The 19,435-nt window shown below is 70.6% G+C and carries 20 protein-coding genes and 1 tRNA gene; 14 read left to right on the top strand and 7 right to left on the bottom strand.

What is annotated here, in order from left to right:
- Positions 1-481: 481 nt before the first annotated feature.
- The 6 genes from ABD269_RS01995 (at position 482) to ABD269_RS01970 (ending at position 4,550) form a co-directional block, all read left to right on the top strand.
- Positions 482-637, top strand: a complete 156-nt coding sequence (locus ABD269_RS01995; RefSeq protein ID WP_344115346.1) for a hypothetical protein — start codon at positions 482-484, stop codon at positions 635-637.
- Between the two features lie 99 nt (positions 638-736).
- Positions 737-946, top strand: a complete 210-nt coding sequence (locus ABD269_RS01990) for a hypothetical protein (protein WP_344115343.1) — start codon at positions 737-739, stop codon at positions 944-946.
- A gap of 680 nt (positions 947-1,626) precedes the next feature.
- Positions 1,627-2,913 (top strand): Vgb family protein, encoded by a 1,287-nt coding sequence (locus ABD269_RS01985; RefSeq protein ID WP_344115341.1) that lies wholly within the window; start codon positions 1,627-1,629, stop codon positions 2,911-2,913.
- A 122-nt stretch (positions 2,914-3,035) separates the two neighbouring features.
- The gene (locus tag ABD269_RS01980) at positions 3,036-4,085 is read left to right on the top strand and encodes a glycosyltransferase family 2 protein (protein WP_344115339.1); all 1,050 of its coding nucleotides are present in this window, start codon (positions 3,036-3,038) and stop codon (positions 4,083-4,085) included.
- Between the two features lie 45 nt (positions 4,086-4,130).
- Positions 4,131-4,301 carry a hypothetical protein gene (locus ABD269_RS01975; protein WP_344115337.1) on the top strand — a complete coding sequence of 57 codons (171 nt, stop codon included), beginning with the start codon at positions 4,131-4,133 and terminating at the stop codon, positions 4,299-4,301.
- A 30-nt stretch (positions 4,302-4,331) separates the two neighbouring features.
- The gene (locus ABD269_RS01970) at positions 4,332-4,550 is read left to right on the top strand and encodes a hypothetical protein (protein WP_301887156.1); all 219 of its coding nucleotides are present in this window, start codon (positions 4,332-4,334) and stop codon (positions 4,548-4,550) included.
- 5 nt (positions 4,551-4,555) lie between these two features.
- Here the strand turns inward: ABD269_RS01970 and ABD269_RS01965 are convergent.
- Both ABD269_RS01965 and ABD269_RS01960 read right to left on the bottom strand, forming a co-directional pair.
- Positions 4,556-4,627 (bottom strand) — tRNA-Cys (locus ABD269_RS01965).
- A 78-nt stretch (positions 4,628-4,705) separates the two neighbouring features.
- Entirely contained in the window at positions 4,706-5,578 is an 873-nt protein-coding gene (locus ABD269_RS01960; protein WP_301887184.1) for an alpha/beta fold hydrolase, read from the bottom strand.
- Between the two features lie 88 nt (positions 5,579-5,666).
- Here ABD269_RS01960 and ABD269_RS01955 point away from each other — a divergent pair, with 88 nt between their 5' ends.
- The 7 genes from ABD269_RS01955 (at position 5,667) to ABD269_RS01925 (ending at position 13,616) form a co-directional block, all read left to right on the top strand.
- A complete protein-coding gene (locus tag ABD269_RS01955; RefSeq protein ID WP_301887185.1) occupies positions 5,667-6,572 on the top strand; it encodes a LysR family transcriptional regulator in 906 nt (301 codons plus the stop codon).
- 155 nt (positions 6,573-6,727) lie between these two features.
- Complete coding sequence (locus tag ABD269_RS01950; protein ID WP_301887186.1) at positions 6,728-7,282, top strand: cysteine dioxygenase family protein; 555 nt, start codon at positions 6,728-6,730, stop codon at positions 7,280-7,282.
- On the top strand, positions 7,282-8,322 hold the full coding sequence (locus ABD269_RS01945) for a YeiH family protein (protein ID WP_344115332.1): 1,041 nt from the start codon (positions 7,282-7,284) through the stop codon (positions 8,320-8,322). The genes ABD269_RS01950 and ABD269_RS01945 overlap by 1 nt, the downstream gene beginning before the upstream one ends.
- 114 nt (positions 8,323-8,436) lie before the next feature.
- A complete protein-coding gene (locus ABD269_RS01940; RefSeq protein ID WP_344115330.1) occupies positions 8,437-9,888 on the top strand; it encodes an MFS transporter in 1,452 nt (483 codons plus the stop codon).
- A gap of 135 nt (positions 9,889-10,023) precedes the next feature.
- Positions 10,024-11,811, top strand: coding sequence for a DEAD/DEAH box helicase (locus ABD269_RS01935; protein WP_301887190.1), 1,788 nt, complete (start codon positions 10,024-10,026; stop codon positions 11,809-11,811).
- A gap of 307 nt (positions 11,812-12,118) precedes the next feature.
- Positions 12,119-12,760 carry an IclR family transcriptional regulator gene (locus tag ABD269_RS01930; RefSeq protein ID WP_301887191.1) on the top strand — a complete coding sequence of 214 codons (642 nt, stop codon included), beginning with the start codon at positions 12,119-12,121 and terminating at the stop codon, positions 12,758-12,760.
- Between the two features lie 61 nt (positions 12,761-12,821).
- Positions 12,822-13,616: a YlbL family protein gene (locus ABD269_RS01925; protein WP_301887192.1), complete on the top strand. Its 795-nt coding sequence runs from the start codon at positions 12,822-12,824 to the stop codon at positions 13,614-13,616.
- Positions 13,617-13,637: 21 nt separating this feature from the next.
- Here ABD269_RS01925 and ABD269_RS01920 read toward each other — a convergent pair whose 3' ends face one another.
- From ABD269_RS01920 to ABD269_RS01900, 5 genes are all read right to left on the bottom strand, one after another.
- A complete protein-coding gene (locus ABD269_RS01920; protein ID WP_344115432.1) occupies positions 13,638-14,528 on the bottom strand; it encodes a glycine betaine ABC transporter substrate-binding protein in 891 nt (296 codons plus the stop codon).
- Between the two features lie 106 nt (positions 14,529-14,634).
- Positions 14,635-15,561 carry an ABC transporter permease gene (locus ABD269_RS01915; protein WP_344115326.1) on the bottom strand — a complete coding sequence of 309 codons (927 nt, stop codon included), beginning with the start codon at positions 15,559-15,561 and terminating at the stop codon, positions 14,635-14,637.
- Positions 15,562-15,607: 46 nt separating this feature from the next.
- Positions 15,608-16,879, bottom strand: coding sequence for an ABC transporter ATP-binding protein (locus ABD269_RS01910; RefSeq protein WP_301887194.1), 1,272 nt, complete (start codon positions 16,877-16,879; stop codon positions 15,608-15,610).
- Positions 16,872-17,519: an ABC transporter permease gene (locus ABD269_RS01905; RefSeq protein WP_301887195.1), complete on the bottom strand. Its 648-nt coding sequence runs from the start codon at positions 17,517-17,519 to the stop codon at positions 16,872-16,874. The genes ABD269_RS01910 and ABD269_RS01905 overlap by 8 nt, the downstream gene beginning before the upstream one ends.
- A 61-nt stretch (positions 17,520-17,580) precedes the next feature.
- Positions 17,581-18,060 carry an Lrp/AsnC family transcriptional regulator gene (locus ABD269_RS01900; protein WP_116212028.1) on the bottom strand — a complete coding sequence of 160 codons (480 nt, stop codon included), beginning with the start codon at positions 18,058-18,060 and terminating at the stop codon, positions 17,581-17,583.
- A 121-nt stretch (positions 18,061-18,181) separates the two neighbouring features.
- Between ABD269_RS01900 and hppD the strand changes: the two genes are divergently transcribed.
- Positions 18,182-19,324 (top strand): 4-hydroxyphenylpyruvate dioxygenase, encoded by a 1,143-nt coding sequence (gene hppD, locus ABD269_RS01895; protein ID WP_344115325.1) that lies wholly within the window; start codon positions 18,182-18,184, stop codon positions 19,322-19,324.
- Positions 19,325-19,435: the final 111 nt, after the last annotated feature.

Below are 19,435 nucleotides of genomic sequence, written 5' to 3'. Positions count from 1 at the left end.
CCGTTCCGTGCGAGCGGGACGCATGGAGGTTCGAACGCGATGACGGAGATGACGTACCGCCCCGGCGCGCACGTGGTCGATACGCACAGCGGAAGGGTCAGTGAACTCGTGGCCGGTGACGGCCCCGCCGTACGGCTTCGTCCACCCGGCGGAGGGGGCGAATGGCTCGCTCGTGCGGACGCGCTGCGGCTTGCTCATGCCGATGAGCTGAAGCAGGCACGCGGGTCGGTTCGTGGGGAGAGCGCGTCGTGCTGATTCCGCCGCTGATGCCTCCGACGGTCGTGCCCGCGGCGTACGCGACCCGTAAGTCGGAACCTCCTTGCCCCCGGTGCGTCGAGTGGTTCGCGGCCCTCAAGTCCGCTTGGCGGCACGGCGACGCCGACGGGGGCGCGGTTGCCCGGCGGGAGATCGTTGCGCACTTCGATGCGGCACACGCCACGTAGTGGGCGCGTGGCACGCTTGTCGCCATGGATGAGCAGTCATGGGCCCCCACGCGCTGCCCGGCGAGCCGTATCACGCGACCGACATGTGCAGCGGGTGCGGATCGGTCGCGCAGGGCATCCGCGGCCCCGGCACTCTGATCGCCGCGCTGTGGGTGCCGCTCGCGACCGTTGTCGGTGTGATTGCTTCCTGGTAGGTGCAGAGCATCGACCGCGACTGGGTCGAACGGCAACAGGCAGCATGTCGGCACATGCCTTTCCCGAAGGCGGAACATGTCGCTGCATGGACAGGGCCGGTGCTCGGGATTTCCGCGGTCGTTGTCTGCGTACTGCTCGCCAGGCGGATCCGTCGGCAGTACGGCGTCCCGCTCCGGGGGACGAAGCGAGGGCTGGTGGCTTACATCGGTGCGTGGCCCGGCGTGCTGACGATTCCGCTGGAGCTGTTCCTGCTGTACGCGACGTACGCGCCCGTCGAGTCGGGTCCCGTCCTGGGCGACTGCGGGTAGCACCCCGGCCGACCATCCCCGGACGGAGCCCAGTTCGCGGCGGGCAGCGCGGCGACCGCCGCCCTATGTTCTGCCGCCACCTGGAGTTCGCCCACCGGCACAGTGGCCCCGAGGCGCCGATAAACGTTCGATCAACAGATCGCGCGAAGAAAAGCCCCCCGAGAAGATCCAGCCGATCCTCCGAGGGCCTTTCCGGATCACCTGTTCGAGGACGTGCAAGGGGTATCCGCCTGCGGAGTTCGCGATAAGGGGACAATCGCCCCGGCAAGATCCCAACTTGTGGCGGGCCTCACAGAAGGATCAGGACACGGACTTCCGGGATCTTCGTCTGACGCCCGCCGGATGAACATCGCAACCAGCAACCGATGTTCTCGCCCTGTCGGCGCTCCGGGCTGCCCGTGGATCACAACGTCCCTGGTATGGCGGCGATTTGAGAGGGCCACGGATGAAGGCGAACGGTGTCAAGAGGGCCGCACCAGCCGGAGATCGATAAACGACGTGAAACAAGTCCGGCCGCTTCAGCGGCCCTTCGGCTCGAATGTCGGGCCGGGCTCCGGAGGCGGGTCAATACTTTGGGTCGTCCGGCCATGGCGCACGATTTCGCCTGTTCCGTATGGCTATGCCATCGACCGCCGGACAGCGAAATACACGAAATCCCGACCAGAGACTGGAGTACCCACATGCGCAACCACTTACTCCGCACCGCCACCGCCGTCGCGCTCGCCGCCCTGGCGGTCGGCGGGCAGGCCGTAACGACGTCCGCGTTCGCCGCGAATGGCAAGGCGGGGGCCGCCCCGGCCGTCGACTGCCGGGCGGGCGTCAACTGCACGAAGGTCGGGTCGGGTTACGGCAAGGCCACCTCCGTCGCCCGTGTGGGCAACACGGCCTACGTGTCCGACGGGAACGACGGCTACGTCCACGGCGTGGACCTGGCCGGCGGGCGGACGACCAGCCGCACGCGGGCCGCCGGGAACGCGGAAGGCGTAGCGGTCGACGGCGACACCCTCTACGTCGCTGGCGGTCTCTCCCACACGCTGGTCTCCGTCACCGTGGGGTCCCGCGAAACCCCGCGCACCATCGCCACGGACCTCGACTACCCGCGTGGCGTGGCGCTGGACGGCGCAGGGAATGCGTACGTCACGGACAAGGACCACCTCTACAAGGTGAATCTGAAGACCGGCGAGAAGACCTCCGTGGCCATCGTCTGGGGCGCCTACGGAGTGGCCCTGGACGGCAAGGGCAAGGCCTACGTCACGGGCGCGTACGGTGACGAACGGCTGACCGAGGTCGACCTCGGCAAAGGTACGACGCGGGACGTCGCCGTCAGGCTCCCGGGAGCCCGCCACGTGGCGCTGGACGGCGCCGGTCACGCCTATGTCGTGGGCAGCTACGGGAAGCTGACGAAGGTCACGCTCTCCAACGGCGACAAGGAGGTCATCTCCACCGGCCTGAGCGATCCGCGCGGGCTGAGCCTCGACCTGTCCGCCGGTGACATCTACCTCACCGACGCGGACACGGGCGCCCTGTACCGCGTCTCCGGCGTTCTGGAACCCACCGGCCCGCTCAAGGCGAACGTGGTCCAGCGCAAGGCGGTGGAGGGTCGTCCGGGCCAGGAGTGGCTCTACCCGTCCGTCGTCGTGGAGAACACCGGCAACCGCCGGATCGGCACCGAACGCGTCCTGGTCGAGGCGCCGCCGGAGATGCTGTTCATGGACAACGAGCTGACGTTCACGCGCTACGACGACGAGAGCAAGGAAATCCACGTGCAGTGCACGCCGTCGTCGACCAAGCGCACGCTGACCTGCCCCACGGTCAATCTCGACCTCGACCCCGGACGCAAGTGGGCCGTCCTGTACCCCGCGATGTCGATCAGGTCCGAGGCGCGCCCCGGTGACGCCTACGTCAACTTCAAGATCGGCAATCCCGTGTTCGCCGAGGGCACGTCCAAGGTGAACATCAAGCGCTGACCGGGCGGCCGCGTACCGGCCCCTGACCGGGGCCGTCGACCAGCTCCCTTGGGGCGACGACCCCTTCCTTCTCCACCAACTACCTGACCGACTTCTCGACGAACGACCGAAAGGACGCGACGGTGCCCCACGTCGTGGCGTTGATACCCGCCCACAACGAGGCCGAGCGGATTCCGGCAGCGCTGGAAGCACTGGCCCGGCAGGAAAGAGTCCCCGACGCCGTCCACGTCGTGGCCGACAACTGCTCGGACGACACGGCCGCGGTCGCGGCCCGGCACGGTGCGCACGTCCTGCGGTCCGAGGACAACCGGCACAAGAAGGCCGGCGCCCTCAACCAGGCACTCGACCGCATCCTGCCCGATCTGGCCGACGACGACCTGGTCCTGGTGCAGGACGCCGACACCGCCCTGTCGCCCACCTTCGTCACGAGCGCGACCGGCGCGATGGCGGCGGGCGTTGGTGCTGTCGGCGGCATCTTCTACGGCGAGGGCGGAGGCGGTCTGCTCGGGCTGTTGCAGCGCATCGAGTTCCACCGGTACGCACGGGAGATCACCCGCCGCGGGCACCGGGCCGATGTCCTCACCGGCACCGCCACCATGTTCCGCGTCGCCACCCTCCGGCAGATCCGGCAGGCCCGGCACGACGGCCGCATCGGCGGCGGCACCTCCTACTACTCCCTGGCCTCCCTGACGGAGGACGACGAGATCACCAAGGCGGTACGGACTCTCGGCTACCGCACGGTCTCGCCCGTGGGCTGCGACGTGGTGACGGAAGTGATGACGACCGTCCCCAAACTGTGGCACCAGCGCATGCGCTGGCAGCGCGGAGCGCTGGAGAACCTGCGCGACTACGGCTGGACGCCGGTCACCGCGCCGTACATCGTCCGCCAGGCGTTCATGGGACTGTCCGTCGTCTTCCTCCTGCTCTACATCGCCTTCACCTGCTGGATGTTCGCCCGGGGGCGACCGGAGTTCTCCCACTTCTGGATCGCGATAGGGCTGCTGTTCGTGACGGAGAAGGTCGTCACCGCACGCTCCGCCGGCTGGCGCTCCCAACTGCTCGCCGCGACCCTCGCCGTCGAACTTCTCTACGACATGTTCCAGCACGCCGTCTACCTGCGTTCGCTGTGGGACATGCTGCACCGCCGCGAAGAGAGCTGGCGGGCCACCTGAACCACCTGAACCACCTGTGAACCACCCGAAAGGAACCGGAAGACCGTGTACACGAAATTGCTGCCCACCACGACCGCGGGATTCGGCGGGGCGTCGGCGCTCGTCCTGCCCGACTCCGCCTTCGGAATCCTCGCGTCGTTCGTCGCCTCCACCACGCTGCTGATGGCCGCCGTCTCCGTGACCAAACTCCTGCCGAGCGTTCGGCGTCACCGATGACCGCGCGGCGCCCATGGCACGCTTGTCGCCATGGATGAGCAGTCATGGCGCCCCCACGCGCTGCCCGGCGAGCCGTATCACACGACCGACACGTGCAGCGGGTGCGGATCGGTCGTGCAGGGCATCCACGGGCGGTGGACCTGTCCCAACTGCGGTGCGTGCAGCCCCTATCAGGAGCCGCCGGAGGGGTGGGCCACGGAGATCACGGCGGAGGAGCTGGCCACCAATACGGTGGGCTACGACGTGTGACGCAGAGGCCGTGACCGGAATCGAACCGGCGTAACTCGCTTTGCAGGCGAGTCCCTCAACCACTCGGGCACACGGCCGTGTTGTGTGCTTGCTCCTTGAGCGTAAGGGGGTGGCCGAGGGGGAGCAATGGGTGCAATGCGACTGACACAACCCGTTCATCCGGCGTCGGAAGCCAGGAATTCCTCCACCAGCGGGCGGAAGAGGTCCGGTTCGTCCACCCAGGGATAGTGGCCGACCTCGTGCAGCGGGCGCAGGACCGCCTCGGGGAAGGAGGCCGCGACGAGTTCGCCCGCGCGCATGCCCGTGACCGCGTCGCGGTCGCCGGTGATGACGAGCACCGGGCAGCGTACGTCGCGCAGGCCGTGGAGCAGGGCGAGGCGGGACGGTTCGTCGACGCCCTGCCAGAAGCCGGCGCGGGGGACCGGGCCCAGCTGGTCGCCCTCCGCGGCGGCGTGCGCGCGCTGGGGTGCGTCCCAGCGGCCGTACGCCATGGGGGCCGCGCGCCGCAGCAGGTCGCGGATCTCGTCCATGCCGGTGGCCGTGGGGAGCGTGTGCACGGCGACGTACGCGTCCGTCCACCAGTCCTCCGTGGCGCGGGACTCGAAGATCTGCTCGGCGTCGTCCGGGAGCTCGCCCTGGAGCCTGGAGCCGGGGGTGACCAGGATCAGGCGGCTGAGCCGGTCGGCGTGGGACGCCGCGTACGCCTGGGCCGTCGCGCACGCGGCGTCGTGGGCGAGGAGGGCGAACCGCTCCAGGCCGAGGTGGCGGCGCAGCGCCTCCAGGTCCTCGGCGAGCGCGGGGAAGGCGTAGCCGCCGGGGTCGGGGGAGGGCGGCGAGGAGCCGGTGCCGCGGCTGTCGGGGACGACGAGGGTGTGGCGGGCGTCGAGGCCCCCGAGGTCACCGAGGTACGCGGCGTCCCGGCCAGGCCCGCCGGCGAGACAGACGACGGTCTCCCCGCCGGCCCCGCCCTTCGCTTCCAGCACGCGGTACGCCAGCTCTGTCGAGTCATACGAGGTGTAATGCCGCACAGGACCACCTTGCCCCAATTGTCCGTCGATCCAGAAGTGACTCCCCGCTCACTCCCCTGCTCCCCCAAATTCCGCTTATGATTCCCGTGTGTTCGACACCCGGCACATCAAGACGTTCCACGCGGTGGTCACCGCCGGGTCGTACTCCGCGGCCGCTCGCGCGCTCGGTTATACGCAGCCCGCGATCACCCAGCAGATCAAGGCGCTGGAGCGCGCGGTGGGTACCCCGCTCTTCGTGCGGGTCGGCCGCCGGATGCGGCTCACGGACGCCGGTGAGGCGCTCACCCGGCACGCGGAGACGATCCTCGACAGCCTGACGGCGGCGCAGCAGCAGATGAGTTCGCTGACCCGGCTGCGGGCGGGGCGGGTGCGGGTCTGCGCGTTCCCCAGCGCGAGCGCCACCCTGATCCCCGAGGCGATGGCCCGGCTCGCGGCCGAGCACCCGGGCGTCCGGGTCGAGCTGCTGGAGGGCGAGCCGCCCGACTCGATCCGCCGCCTCGTGCGCGGCGAGTGCGACATCACGCTCGCCTTCACCTACCCGGGCCTGCACGAGCAGGTGCCGGACGAGGTGGTCGAGATCCGGCTGATGGAGGATCAACTGACGGTCCTGATGCCCACCGGGCACCCGCTCGCCCGCCGCCGCGCGGTCAAGCTCGCGGACCTGGCGGAGGAGCGCTGGATCGCCGGCTGTCTGCGCTGCCGCACCAACTTCCTGCACGAGTGCGCGGAGCTGGGCTTCGCCCCCGACATCGCCTTCACCACCGACGACAATCTCGTCGTGCAGTCGCTGGTCGCCGAGGGGCTGGGTGTCGCCATGATGCCGGGTCTGGTGCTTTCCTTTTTGCGCCACGACAAGATCACGGGGCGGGCGCTGGATCCGGCGTCTCGGCGGCAGGTGTCGGCGTATGTGCTTCGCGAGCACTTGAGGATTCCGGCCACGGTTCTTGTCCTGGACGAGCTCAAGGCTGTCGCGGCGCGGCGGGTCGGCTGCTGAGCCCGCTGAGGCAGGCTTTTTCCCCAGCCCCGCCCCTTCCCGAAACTGGGGCTCCGCCCCAGACCCCCGAAGCAGGTGAATACATAAGCCCGCTTTTACCTCCCGTCAAGAAACTGTCGTTGGACTGATGGATCACCGCGGCCGACGCTGCAGGCATGACCACACCCACCGCAGCCCCGACGACCGCGCGCATCGACCAGCTCGTCGACGACGTACGCGAGGCCGTCGGCCGCGGGCTGCCGCCCGACACGACGGCATACCTCGTCGGCGAGCGGCTCGCGGCCCACCTCGGTTCCTCCGATCTGCTCACGCCCGAGCAGCGCGAGGGCGACCCGGACCACTACCGGCAGCACATCCTGCACGCCGAGCACGACGGCAGCTTCTCGATCGTCGCGCTCGTCTGGCTGCCCGGCCAGGAGACGTGTATCCACGACCATGTGTCGTGGTGCGTCACGGGAGTTCACGAGGGGACGGAGAGCGAGCGCCGCTACCGCCTCGTGCCCGACGGCACCACGGCCCGCCTCGTGGCGACCGAGGACGTGGTCAACGGCCAGGGCGACGTCTGCGGCTTCGCGCCGCCGGGTGACATCCACCGGGTGCGCAACGCCTGTTCGTCCACCGCCATCTCGATCCACATCTATGGCGCGGACGTCTCCCGCCTCGGCAGCAGTGTCCGCCGCGTCTACGACCTGCCGGCCGACGAACTCTGATGGCCCTGATCTCTCCCCGTACGAAACCGGCCGCATCGCAGGCCCCCGCCGCCACGCGGAGCAAGCTCCCCGGGCTCGCCATGGCCGCCGCCGGTGTCGCCGTCGCCTGGGGCGTCCACCGGCTCGTACCCGCGGTCCCCATGCTCACCGCCGCCGTCGTGCTCGGCATCGCGGCCGCGCACATCCCCGGCGTACGGGACCGGATCCGCGGCGCGGGGCGGCCCGGTCTGACGCTGGCGGGCAAGCGGCTGATGCGTGTCGGCATCGTGCTGCTCGGCCTCAAGCTGAGCGTCGGCGACGTGCTCGGGCTCGGCTGGGCCACCGTCGCGATGGTGGTCGCCGTGGTGGCGGCCACGTTCTTCGGGACGCTGTGGCTCGGGCGGCGGCTGGGGCTGCGCGGTGACCAGCCGCTGCTGATCGCCACCGGCTATTCCATCTGCGGCGCCTCCGCGATCGGCGCCGTCAGCGAGGTGTCGGGCAGCGACGAGGAGGACGTGGCGACCTCGGTCGCCCTGGTGACGCTGTGCGGCACGCTCGCCATCGCCGTACTGCCGCTGCTCCACCACCCGCTCGGCCTGGACGACGCGCAGTTCGGGCGCTGGGTCGGCGCGGGGGTGCACGACGTCGGGCAGGTCGTGGCGACCGCGCAGACCGCGGGTCCCGAGGCGCTCACCGACGCCGTCCTCGTCAAGCTGATGCGGGTGGCGCTGCTCGCGCCGCTCGTCGCGGCGGTCGCGGTGTCCGTACGCAAGCGGCGGCAGGCGGCGCCCTCGGACAAGCGGCCCGCGCTCGTGCCGCTCTTCGTTCTCGGCTTCCTCGCGATGGTCGGCGTGCGCACCACCGGCCTGGTGCCGGGCGGGGTGCTCGACCTCGCGCAGCACGCTCAGGAACTGCTGCTCGCGGCCGCCCTGTTCGGGCTCGGCAGCGCGGTGCACCTGCCCACGCTGGTGCGGACCGGCGGGCGGGTCGCGGCGCTGGGGCTGTGCTCGTGGGTGGTGATCGCGGGAGCGTCGTACGGGGGAGTGCTGCTCACCACGTGACGCGTCGCGACGACGAGGCCGTGATCATCGGGTCGTGAAACTAGGACCGAAGACCGAGCGGATCTGGTTCCCGCGACAGGCGTCAATTCGCGTTTCGGTTCTTACGCTGAACCAATGACCGCCGCCGAATCCCCTGACGCGATGAGCACAGCCGAATCCATATCCGCCGACATATCCGCCGACATATCCACTGGTGCCGCGCAGGACGCGGACGTGGCGCAGGGCGTCCTCGGACGCTCCTACCGGGCGCTGACGTTCGGCATCATCTCCGTCGTCTCCCTCATCGCCTTCGAGGCGAGCGCGGTCACCACCGCGATGCCCGTCGCGGCCCGGGCCCTCGACGGCATCGGGCTCTACGCCTTCTCCTTCTCCGCCTTCTTCACCGCGAGCCTGTTCGCGATGACCCTCTCGGGGGAGTGGTGCGACCGGGCGGGCCCGCTGGCACCCCTGTTCACGGGGATCGCCGCCTTCGGCACCGGACTCGTCGTCGCGGGCTCGGCCCAGCAGATGTGGATGTTCGTGGCGGGCCGCGGCATCCAGGGCATCGGCGGCGGCCTGGTCATCGTCTCGCTGTACGTCGTGGTCGGGCGCGCCTACCCGGAGCGGCTGCGGCCCTCGATCGTGGCCGCCTTCTCCGCCGCCTGGGTGGTGCCCGTGATCGTCGGCCCGCTGGTGTCGGGCACGGTGACCGAACAGCTCGGCTGGCGCTGGGTGTTCCTGTCCATCCCCGTGCTGATCCTGCTGCCGCTCGCCGTGATGCTGCCCGCACTGCGCCAGCTGCCCGCGGGGGAACGCGCCGAGGCCATGGACCGGCGCCGCATCCTCCTCGCCCTCGCCGTCGCGGCGGGCGCCGGGCTGCTCCAGTACGCCGGGCAGGACCTGCGCTGGCTCTCGCTCGTCCCGGCCGCCGCCGGCCTCGGCCTGCTCGCCCCCGCGATCCTGCGGCTGCTGCCGAAGGGCACCTTCCGCGCGGGCCGCGGGCTGCCGTCCGTCATCCTGCTGCGCGGCATCGCGTCGGGCGCCTTCCTCGGCACGGAGAGCTTCATCCCGCTGATGCTGGTGACCGACCGCGGCATGTCCGCCACGACGGCCGGGCTCTCCCTCACCGGCGGCGGCCTGACCTGGGCCCTCGGCTCGTACACCATGAGCCGCCCGCGCCTCGTGCCCCACCGCGAACGGCTGATGGGGCTCGGCATGCTCCTCATCGCCACTTCCATCGCCCTGGCCTCGACCGCGCTGATCGGCGGCGTGCCCGCGTGGATCGTCGCCCTCGCGTGGACCGTCGGCGGCTACGGCATGGGGCTCACGATCGCCGGCGGCAGCGTGCTGCTGCTCAAACTCTCCCGCCCCGGCGAGGAGGGGTCCGACGCGGCCTCCCTCCAGATCTCCGACGCGCTCGGCAACATCACCCTCGTCGGCTCGGGCGGCGTCCTCTTCGCCGCCCTCGGCGGCGGCGCGGACGGCGCGGCTCCCCCGGGGGACGCCTTCGCCGTGGTCTTCCTCACCATGGCGGCGGTCGCCCTCGTCGGCGCGTACGTGACGACACGGTTGCGGCCCCGGGGATAGGCGGGCCTCCCGGGGGAGACCGGACTGTGACCTCGGTCCCACCGCCGGGTGAGGGCGGGCCGTCCCTCCCGGGTTCCGCCGCCGACGCGGGTAGGCTGACGCGGTTGCCGATCGCCGAGCCAGCCGACGGAGACCGTGACTACCACCACCGCCAACCACCACCTCTCGCCCGCCTTCCCCGGCCGGGCTCCTTGGGGTACCGCGAACAAGCTGCGCGCCTGGCAGGAGGGCGCGATGGGGAAGTACGTACAGGAACAGCCCCGCGACTTCCTCGCCGTCGCCACCCCCGGCGCCGGGAAGACCACCTTCGCGCTCACCCTCGCCTCCTGGCTGCTGCACCACCACGTGGTGCAGCAGGTGACCGTCGTCGCCCCCACTGAGCACCTCAAGAAGCAGTGGGCGGAGGCCGCGGCCCGCATAGGCATCAAGCTCGACCCCGAGTACAGCGCCGGCCCCCTCGGCCGGGAGTACCACGGCGTCGCCGTGACCTACGCCGGTGTGGGCGTGCGGCCCATGCTCCACCGCAACCGCTGCGAGCAGCGCAAGACCCTCGTCATCCTCGACGAGATCCACCACGCCGGTGACTCGAAGTCCTGGGGCGAGGCGTGCATGGAGGCGTTCGAGCCCGCGACCCGGCGGCTCGCGCTGACCGGCACGCCCTTCCGCTCGGACACCAACCCCATCCCCTTCGTCACCTACGAAGAGGGCAACGACGGCATCCGCCGCTCCGCCGCCGACTACACCTACGGCTACGGCAACGCCCTCTCCGACGGCGTCGTCCGGCCGGTCATCTTCCTCTCCTACAGCGGCAACATGCGCTGGCGCACCAAGGCGGGCGACGAGCTGGAGGCGCGCCTCGGCGAGCCCATGACCAAGGACGCCGTCTCGCAGGCCTGGCGCACGGCCCTGGACCCGCGCGGCGACTGGATGCCGAACGTGCTGCGCGCCGCCGACCGCCGCCTGACCGAGGTCCGCAAGGCCATACCGGACGCGGGTGCCCTCGTCATCGCCTCCGACCAGGAGTCGGCCCGCGCCTACGCCAAGCTCATCCGCGAGATCACCGGCGAGGGCGCGACGCTCGTGCTCTCCGACGACAGCGGCGCCTCCCAGCGCATCGACGACTTCGCGCACTCCGACTCCCGCTGGATGGTCGCCGTCCGCATGGTGTCCGAGGGCGTGGACGTGCCCCGCCTCGCGGTCGGCGTCTACGCGACGACGATCTCCACCCCGCTGTTCTTCGCCCAGGCCGTCGGGCGCTTCGTGCGCTCCCGGCGGCGCGGCGAGACCGCGTCCGTCTTCGTGCCGACCATCCCCACGCTGCTGACCTTCGCCAACGAGATGGAGGTCGAGCGCGACCACGTCCTCGACAAGCCGAAGAAGGACGGCGAGGAGGACCCGTACGCCGAGTCCGAGAAGGAGCTGGCCGAGGCCGAGCGGCAGCAGGACGAGGACACCGGCGAGGACGACCAGCTCTCCTTCGAGGCCCTCGAATCCGACGCCGTCTTCGACCGGGTGCTCTACGACGGTGCCGAGTTCGGCATGCAGGCGCATGCGGGCAGCGAGGAGGAGCAGGACTACCTGGGCATCCCCGGACTGCTCGAACCCGACCAGGTGCAGATGCTCCTGCAGAAGCGGCAGGCACGCCAGATCGCGCACAGCCGCAAGCGCCCGGACACCGAGGCCGACCTCCTCGAACTCCCCGCCGAGCGGCGGCCGGTGGTCACCCACAAGGAACTCCTCGAACTGCGCAAGCAGCTCAACTCCCTCGTCGGCGCGTACGTCCACCAGAGCGGCAAGCCGCACGGCGTGATCCACACGGAACTCCGCCGCGTCTGCGGCGGCCCCCCGAGCGCGGAGGCGACGGCGGGCCAGCTGAGCGAACGCATCCGCAAGGTCCGTGAGTGGGCCACCCGCATGAAGTAGCGCGCGGCGGGCTGGAAGTGGCCGATCCGCTCGGCACCTTCGAGCCCGCCCGTCCGGATAGTGGAATCCACCCACCGGTATTCGTAAATCCGGCCCGCCGTGACCGGATGTTGGGCAGACTCTTCCGCTGAGCGGACCGGCGGCGCTACGGTGCCGGTCACGCACACGCCCCGTGGCAGCGCCGCCGCGGAGCGCAGCCGGTGCCATGCGACAAGCGGCCGGCGGCCTCTCCTCGCGCGCTGCCGGAACGGGACCGGCAGTGCATCCCACCGCGATGAGGGCCGCCACTCATCGGAGGAGGGGCGTCGTGACAGCGGAAACCTCGCAGACGCTCGACAGAGGACTGCGTGTCCTGAAACTGCTCGCCGACACCGATCACGGTCTGACCGTCACCGAGCTCTCCACCAAGCTCGGCGTCAACCGGACGGTTGTCTATCGACTGCTCGCCACCCTGGAACAGCACGCACTCGTACGCCGCGACATCGGCGGTCGCGCACGGGTCGGACTGGGGGTGCTGCGGCTCGGCCGCCAGGTCCATCCGCTGGTGCGGGAGGCGGCCCTGCCCGCGCTGCGGTCGCTGGCCGAGGACATCGGCGCCACGGCCCACCTGACCCTGGTCGACGGCACCGAGGCCCTGGCCGTGGCCGTCGTCGAGCCGACGTGGACGGACTACCACGTGGCCTACCGCGCGGGTTTCCGCCACCCCCTGGACCGCGGGGCCGCGGGCCGGGCCATACTTGCCGCGCGCCGCGGCGAGGCGGACAACCCGGGGTACGCGCTGACGCACGGCGAACTGGAGGCGGGGGCGAGCGGGGCGGCGGCGCCGCTGCTCGGCGTCCTCGGCATCGAGGGGAGCGTCGGCGTGGTGATGCTCTCCGACTCGGTCCCGGACCGGGTGGGCCCGCGCGTCATGGAGGCGGCGAAGGAGGTGGCGGACGCGCTGCGCTGACGCGGCCCGCGGCTGCCGGGTGCGGGTGGTGGTCGGGTGGGCGCCAGGTAGATTCGGTCGCATGCCTGCTCCGACCAGCACCCGCGCACGCCTGGCGATCTGCGCCGCCCCCTTCGTCGCCCTGCTCGCCGTCGCCGCGTTCGTACCCCTGCCCTTCGCCATCGCGCAGCCCGGTACGACCGTGAACGTGCTGGGCACGGACGAGGGCAAGCCGGTGATCACCCTCGGCGGTGCCGAGAGCAGGCGGACCACCGGGCAGCTGCGGATGACCACGATCCAGGCCACCGGACCGCGCGTGGACGTGAGCCTGCGCGAGGTGATCAGTGGCTGGTTCCGTACGGACCGCGCGGTCATGCCGCACGACTCCGTCTACCCGGTCGGCAACTCCGACAAGGAGGTCGAGGCGCACAACAACGCCGAGATGCGCAAGTCGCAGGACGCCGCATCCGAAGCGGCCCTGCGCTATCTCCACAAGTCCCCCGACCAGGTGAAGGTCGGGCTCAGCCTCGCCGACATCGGCGGCCCGAGCGCCGGCCTGCTCTTCACCCTCGGCATCATCGACAAGCTCGACGGCGACGGGCGCGGCGGCGACCTCACCGGGGGCCGGACGATCGCGGGCACCGGCACGATCGAGCCGGACGGGACGGTGGGGGCGGTCGGGGGTGTGCCGCTGAAGACGCTGGCGGCGAAGCGGGACGGGGCGACGGTGTTCCTGGTGCCCCGGGGGGAGTGCACGGACGCGTCGGCGAATCTGCCGAAGGGGCTGCGGTTGGTGCCGGTGGAGAAGCTGACGGATGCCGTGACGTCGTTGAAGGACCTGGCGTCCGGCCGCGAGGACAAGATCCCCACCTGCTGAGCGGCGCAGGCGCGGCCCGGGTCATCCGTTGCGGATGAAGCCCTCGCTCACCAGCCAGTCCCTCGCCACGTCATGCGGGTCCTGGCCCTCCACATCCACCCGGGCGTTGAGCTCGCGCGCCACGTCGTTCGTCAGCTTCGCCGTGATCGGGTCGAGCACCTCCCTGATCGCCGGATACTTCCGCATCGCAGCGGAGTTGATCTCCGGTGCCGCGTTGTAGTTGGGGAAGAAGTGCTTGTCGTCCTGGGTGACGAAGAGGTTCATGGCCTTGATCCGGCCGTCCGTGGTGAAGACCTCGCCGAACGTGCAGGAGCCGCCGCCCGAGACCTGGGTGTAGACGATCCCGCCGTCCATCTTCTGGATCCGGGAGGCGGGGATGTCCATGCCGTACCTCTTCGCCATCCCCGGCAGCCCGTCGTTGCGCGCCGCGAACTCGCTCTCCACGCACAGCGTCACGGCCGCCGGGTCGCTCTTCGAGAGCCTGGCGACGTCCGACAGGGTGCGCGTGCCGTACCGCTTCTCGTTCGCCTGGTTCAGCGCCAGCGCGTAGGTGTTGTTGAGGGCGGCGGGTGCGAGCCAGGTGATGCCGTTCTTCGCGTCGGCGTCCACGACGGCCTGCCACTGGGCGTGCGGGTCGGTGATCGGGGTGTCGTGGCCGAGGTAGGTGATCCAGGCCGTGCCGGTGTACTCGTACATCCCGTCCGCGCCACCGGACTTGACCGCCTCGCGGGCGCCGATCGAGCCCTGGATGTTGGTGCGGTCCAGGACGTGCGCGCCCGCCGCCTTGAAGGCGAGGCCCATGATCTGGCCGAGGATGATGTTCTCGCTGAAGTTCTTCGACGCGACGGTCAGGTCCGCGCCCTTGAGCGGCAGGCCCTGGCCGATCGAGCCGGGCCGCACGTCGTCGACCATCGGGGAGCCGCTGGTCAGCCCGCAGCCGCCGAGCGTGAGGGGGAGCAGCAGCGCGCAGCCGAGGGCCGCCGCCGCGAGGCCCGTACGCCGTGTCGTCGCCGTCACCTCAGCCACCTCCCTCCAGGCCGCGCGGCCTCAGCAGGATCTCGGCCAGTGACGCCAGCCAGTCCACGACCAGCGCCAGCGCCACGGTCAGCACGGACCCCAGGACCAGGACCGACATCCGCTGGTTGGTGATGCCGGACGCGATCAGGTCGCCGAGCCCGCCGCCCCCGCCGAAGTAGGCGAGCGTCGCCGTGCCGACGTTGAGGACGAGCGCGGTGCGCACGCCCGCGAGGATCAGCGGTACGGCCAGCGGGAGTTCGACCCTGCCCAGCACCCCGAGCGCGGACATGCCGATGCCGCGCGCGGCCTCCACCAGCGTCGGGTCGATGGCCCGCAGGCCCGCCATGGTGTTGGCCAGCACGGGCAGCACGGCGTAGATCACGATGCCGACGAGCGCGGCGCGCATCCCGATGCCCATCCAGATCACCAGCAGCGCCAGCAGGCCGATCGCGGGGGTGGCCTGGCCGATGTTGGCGACGGCCATGACGACGGGCGCGGCGCGGCGCACCCGGCGGCGGGTGAGCAGGATGCCGAGCGGGATGGCGATGATCAGGACGAAGAAGGTCGAGACGACGGTGAGCACGATGTGCTGGCGCAGCCGCAGCCAGACGTTGCCGTTGGCGATCGAGTTGCGGGCGATGGAGTCGAGGTCCGCGCCCTGGAACCAGAGCCAGGTGGCGAACAGGACGGCGAAGACGATCACCGGGAGGACGGTCAGTTTCGGCCAGGTGAGGCGACGGCTGTGGTCGCCGGCCGCGGTGTCGTCCGGCGGCCGCCCGCCGCCCGGGCCTCCGCCGGTGCGGTCGCCGTGGTCGAGGGCCGGGTCGTCGAGCCCGCCGAGGTCGCGGAACGCGACCCCCCGCACCTCGTGCTCCCCGGCGGGCCGCTGCCCGTCGGGTGGCCGCCCCGGCTGTCTGTGCCACGTCATGCGGCCCTCCCCCGTACGCCCGCCACCGGACGAGCCTGCCGCGCCCTCACTCCGATTCCCCCGGTTCCCCCGGCGTGCCGCCCTCCTGTTCCTGGCGGGTCTGCTGGGCGCGCTGTTCCTCCAGGCGGTGCTGGTGTTCCACGGCGTCCAGGCGGTCCTCCTCCAGGAGTTCGTGCACGGAGTTCATGAGGGTCTCCATGTCGACCACCCCCTCGTACTCCCCGCGCCGCCCGGTCACCGCCACCCGCCCGGCGTTGTCGATGAGGACCGCCTCCAGCGCGTCGCGCAGCGTCGCGTCGCGGGTGACCGTGTCGTGCACCAGGGTCCCGGCCCGCGCCAGTGAGCCCTTGGCGCGCATCAGGTCGCCGCGGCGCAGCCACTTGTACGGGCGGCGGTGCCGGTCGAGGAGCAGTACCTCGTTGGTCGTGCCGGTGCGCAGCTTGTCGAAGATGGACTGCAGCGGGTCGTCGATGGTCGCGGTGGGGAAGGCGACCACGCCCACGTCCCGTACGCGGGTGAGGTTGAGCCGCTTGAGCGCCGCGCCCGCGCCGACGAAGCCGGAGACGAAGTCGTCGGCGGGGTTGGTGAGGATGGCCTCCGGGGTGTCGAACTGGGCGATGTGCGAGCGCTCGCGGAGCACCGCGATCCGGTCGCCGAGCTTGATGGCCTCGTCGAAGTCGTGGGTGACGAAGACGATCGTCTTGTGCAGCTCGTGCTGGAGCCGGATCAGCTCGTCCTGGAGGTGGTCGCGGGTGATCGGGTCGACGGCGCCGAAGGGTTCGTCCATCAGGAGGACGGGCGGGTCGGCGGCCAGCGCGCGGGCGACCCCGACGCGCTGCTGCTGACCGCCGGAGAGCTGGCGCGGATAGCGGCCGCGGAACTCGCCGGGGTCCAGCCCGACCAGGTCGAGCATCTCCTCCACCCGGGCGCCGATGCGCGCCTTGGACCAGCCGGTCATCCTCGGTACGAGCGCGATGTTCTGCGCGACGGTCATGTGCGGGAACAGGCCGGACGACTGGATGGCGTAGCCGATCTTGCGGCGCAGCTTGACCGGGTCCATGTCGGTGACGTCCTCGTCGTCGATCCGGATCCGGCCGGACGTCGGCTCGATCAGGCGGTTGATCATCTTCATGGTGGTGGTCTTGCCGCAGCCGGAAGGGCCGACGAAGACCACCAGCTCACCGGCCTTGATCTCCATGTTGACGCAGTCGACGGCGGGCGCCGAGGTGCCCGGATAGCGCTTGGTGAGGTTCTCCAGCTGGATGGTGGCGCCCGAGGGCGCGCCGGCCGCGGAGGGGGCCGGTCCGGGCTCAGGCACGGATCCCCCTCGGGATGGTCAGCCGCCCGATCAGTACGTACGCGGCGTCGAAGAGCAGGGCGAGCACGACGATGCCGAGCGTTCCGGCCAGCACCTGGTTGAGCGCGTTGGCGCTGCCCAGCGAGGAGATGCCGCGGAAGATCTCGTTGCCGAGGCCGGGCCCGGAGGCGTACGCGGCGATCGCGGCGATCCCCATCAGCATCTGCGTGGCGACCCGGATGCCGGTGAGGATCGGCGGCCAGGCGAGCGGCAGCTCGACGCGGAACAGCCGCGCGAGCCGCGACATGCCGATGCCCTTCGCCGCGTCGACCAGCGAGGGATCCACCCCGCGCAGCCCCACGATCGCGTTGCGGACGATCGGCAGCAGCCCGTAGAGCACCAGGGCGGTGACCGTGGGCGCGACGCCCAGCCCGGTGAGCGGGATCAGCAGGCCGATCAGGGCCAGGGAGGGGATGGTCAGCAGCGTCGCGGTCGCGGTGACCGCGAGGTCGCCGGCCCATTCGCTGCGGTAGGTGAGCACGCCGATCGTCACCCCGATCAGGGTGGCCACCACCATGCACTGGAAGACGGCGCTCGCGTGCTGATACGTATCGGCCAGCAGCTGGGCGTGCCGGTTGCCGACATATCTCCAGAAGCTCACCCGCTCACTCCTCGCCATCGCCGTGTGCCGTCGCCGGGAGAGTCGTCGCCGAAAAGCCGCGTCAGGGCCGGTAGGGGTCCTCCGACGCCTGTTTCACCAGAGGGATGATCCGCAGGGGAACCGCGTTCTCCATCACGATCGCCGTGGAAGCCCGGACAATGCCATCAAAACCCACAACCCGGTCGATCACACGCTGGAGGTCGGCGTTCGAGCGTGCGACCAGTCGGCAGAGCATGTCCCCGTGTCCGGTCGTGGTGTGCAGCTCAAGCACCTCCGGGACCGTCGCCAGATGGGTCCGCACGTCCGCGCCCTGGCCCTGCTTGATCTCCAGCGTCGCGAAGGCGGTGACGGGATAACCGAGCGCCGCCGGGTCCACGTCGGGCCCGAACCCCCGGATCACCCCCTGAGCCTGCAAGCGGTCGAGCCTCGCCTGCACGGTACCGCGCGCGACTCCCAGGCGGCGAGAGGCCTCCAGCACCCCGATGCGTGGTTCCTCGGCGAGCAGCTCGATGAGCCTGCCGTCCAAACGATCGATCGCCATGGCCGCCTCCCTGTGGTCATCGTGTACAGAACGCCCGGCGTAACCGTGCATACGCTATGCATCCTGCCCAGTAAATGCGCGAACTATTGCGCACCTTGTGGATCGGCGGGAACCTGCGGCCATGACACAGACCACGGATCACACCCTTCACACCGCTCGGCAGGCCGACCCCTTCCCGGTCAAGGGGATGGACGCGGTGGTCTTCGCCGTCGGCAACGCCAAGCAGGCCGCGCACTACTACTCCACCGCCTTCGGGATGAAGCGCGTCGCCTACTCCGGACCGGAGAACGGCAGCCGCGAGACCGCGAGTTACGTCCTGGAGTCCGGCAGCGCCCGCTTCGTCTTCACCTCCGTCATCAAGGCGGCCACCGACCACGGCCGCTTCCTCGCCGCGCACGTCGCCGAGCACGGCGACGGCGTCGTGGACCTGTCCATCGAGGTGCCGGACGCGCGCGCCGCGTACGCCTACGCCGTCGAGCACGGCGCCACCGGCGTCAAGGAGCCGTACGAGCTGACGGACGAGAACGGCACGGTCGTCCTCGCCACCATCGCCACCTACGGCCAGACCGTCCACACCCTGGTCGACCGCTCCCGCTACACCGGCCTCTACCTCCCCGGCTTCGAGACCGTGGAGCCGATCGTCGAGCCCGGCCCGCGCCGCTTCCAGGCCATCGACCACTGCGTGGGCAACGTCGAACTCGGCAAGATGGACGAGTGGGTCTCCTTCTACAACAACGTCATGGGCTTCACCAACATGAAGGAGTTCGTGGGCGACGACATCGCCACCGAGTACTCCGCGCTCATGTCGAAGGTCGTCGCGGACGGCACCCGCAAGGTGAAGTTCCCGCTGAACGAGCCCGCGATCGCCAAGAAGAAGTCGCAGATCGACGAGTACCTCGAGTTCTACGGCGGCCCCGGCGTGCAGCACATCGCGCTCGCCACGAACGACATCGTCGCGACCGTACGGGCCATGCGGGCGGCCGGAGTCCAGTTCCTGGACACGCCCGACTCCTACTACGACACGCTCGGCGACTGGGCGGGCGAGACCCGCGTCCCCGTCGACACCCTGCGCGAACTGAAGATCCTCGTCGACCGCGACGAGGACGGCTACCTGCTCCAGATCTTCACCAAGCCGGTGCAGGACCGCCCGACCGTCTTCTTCGAAATGATCGAACGCCACGGCTCGATGGGCTTCGGCAAGGGCAACTTCAAGGCACTCTTCGAGGCGATCGAGAGGGAGCAGGAGAAGCGGGGCAATCTCTGATCTTCGCGCGGTGTCGTCAAACGCCGGACGGGCTGGAAAATCCAGCCCGTGGGGGCACCTCCCAGCGGTAGCTGGGGGAGTTTGAGGACCGGGGTCCGGGGCGGAGCCCCG

Source organism: Streptomyces blastmyceticus (assembly GCF_039521185.1).
Classification (GTDB): Bacteria; Actinomycetota; Actinomycetes; order Streptomycetales; family Streptomycetaceae; genus Streptomyces; species Streptomyces blastmyceticus.
Note: the sequence above shows the minus strand (reverse complement) of the source record. Positions and strands in the feature narration are given on the sequence as shown.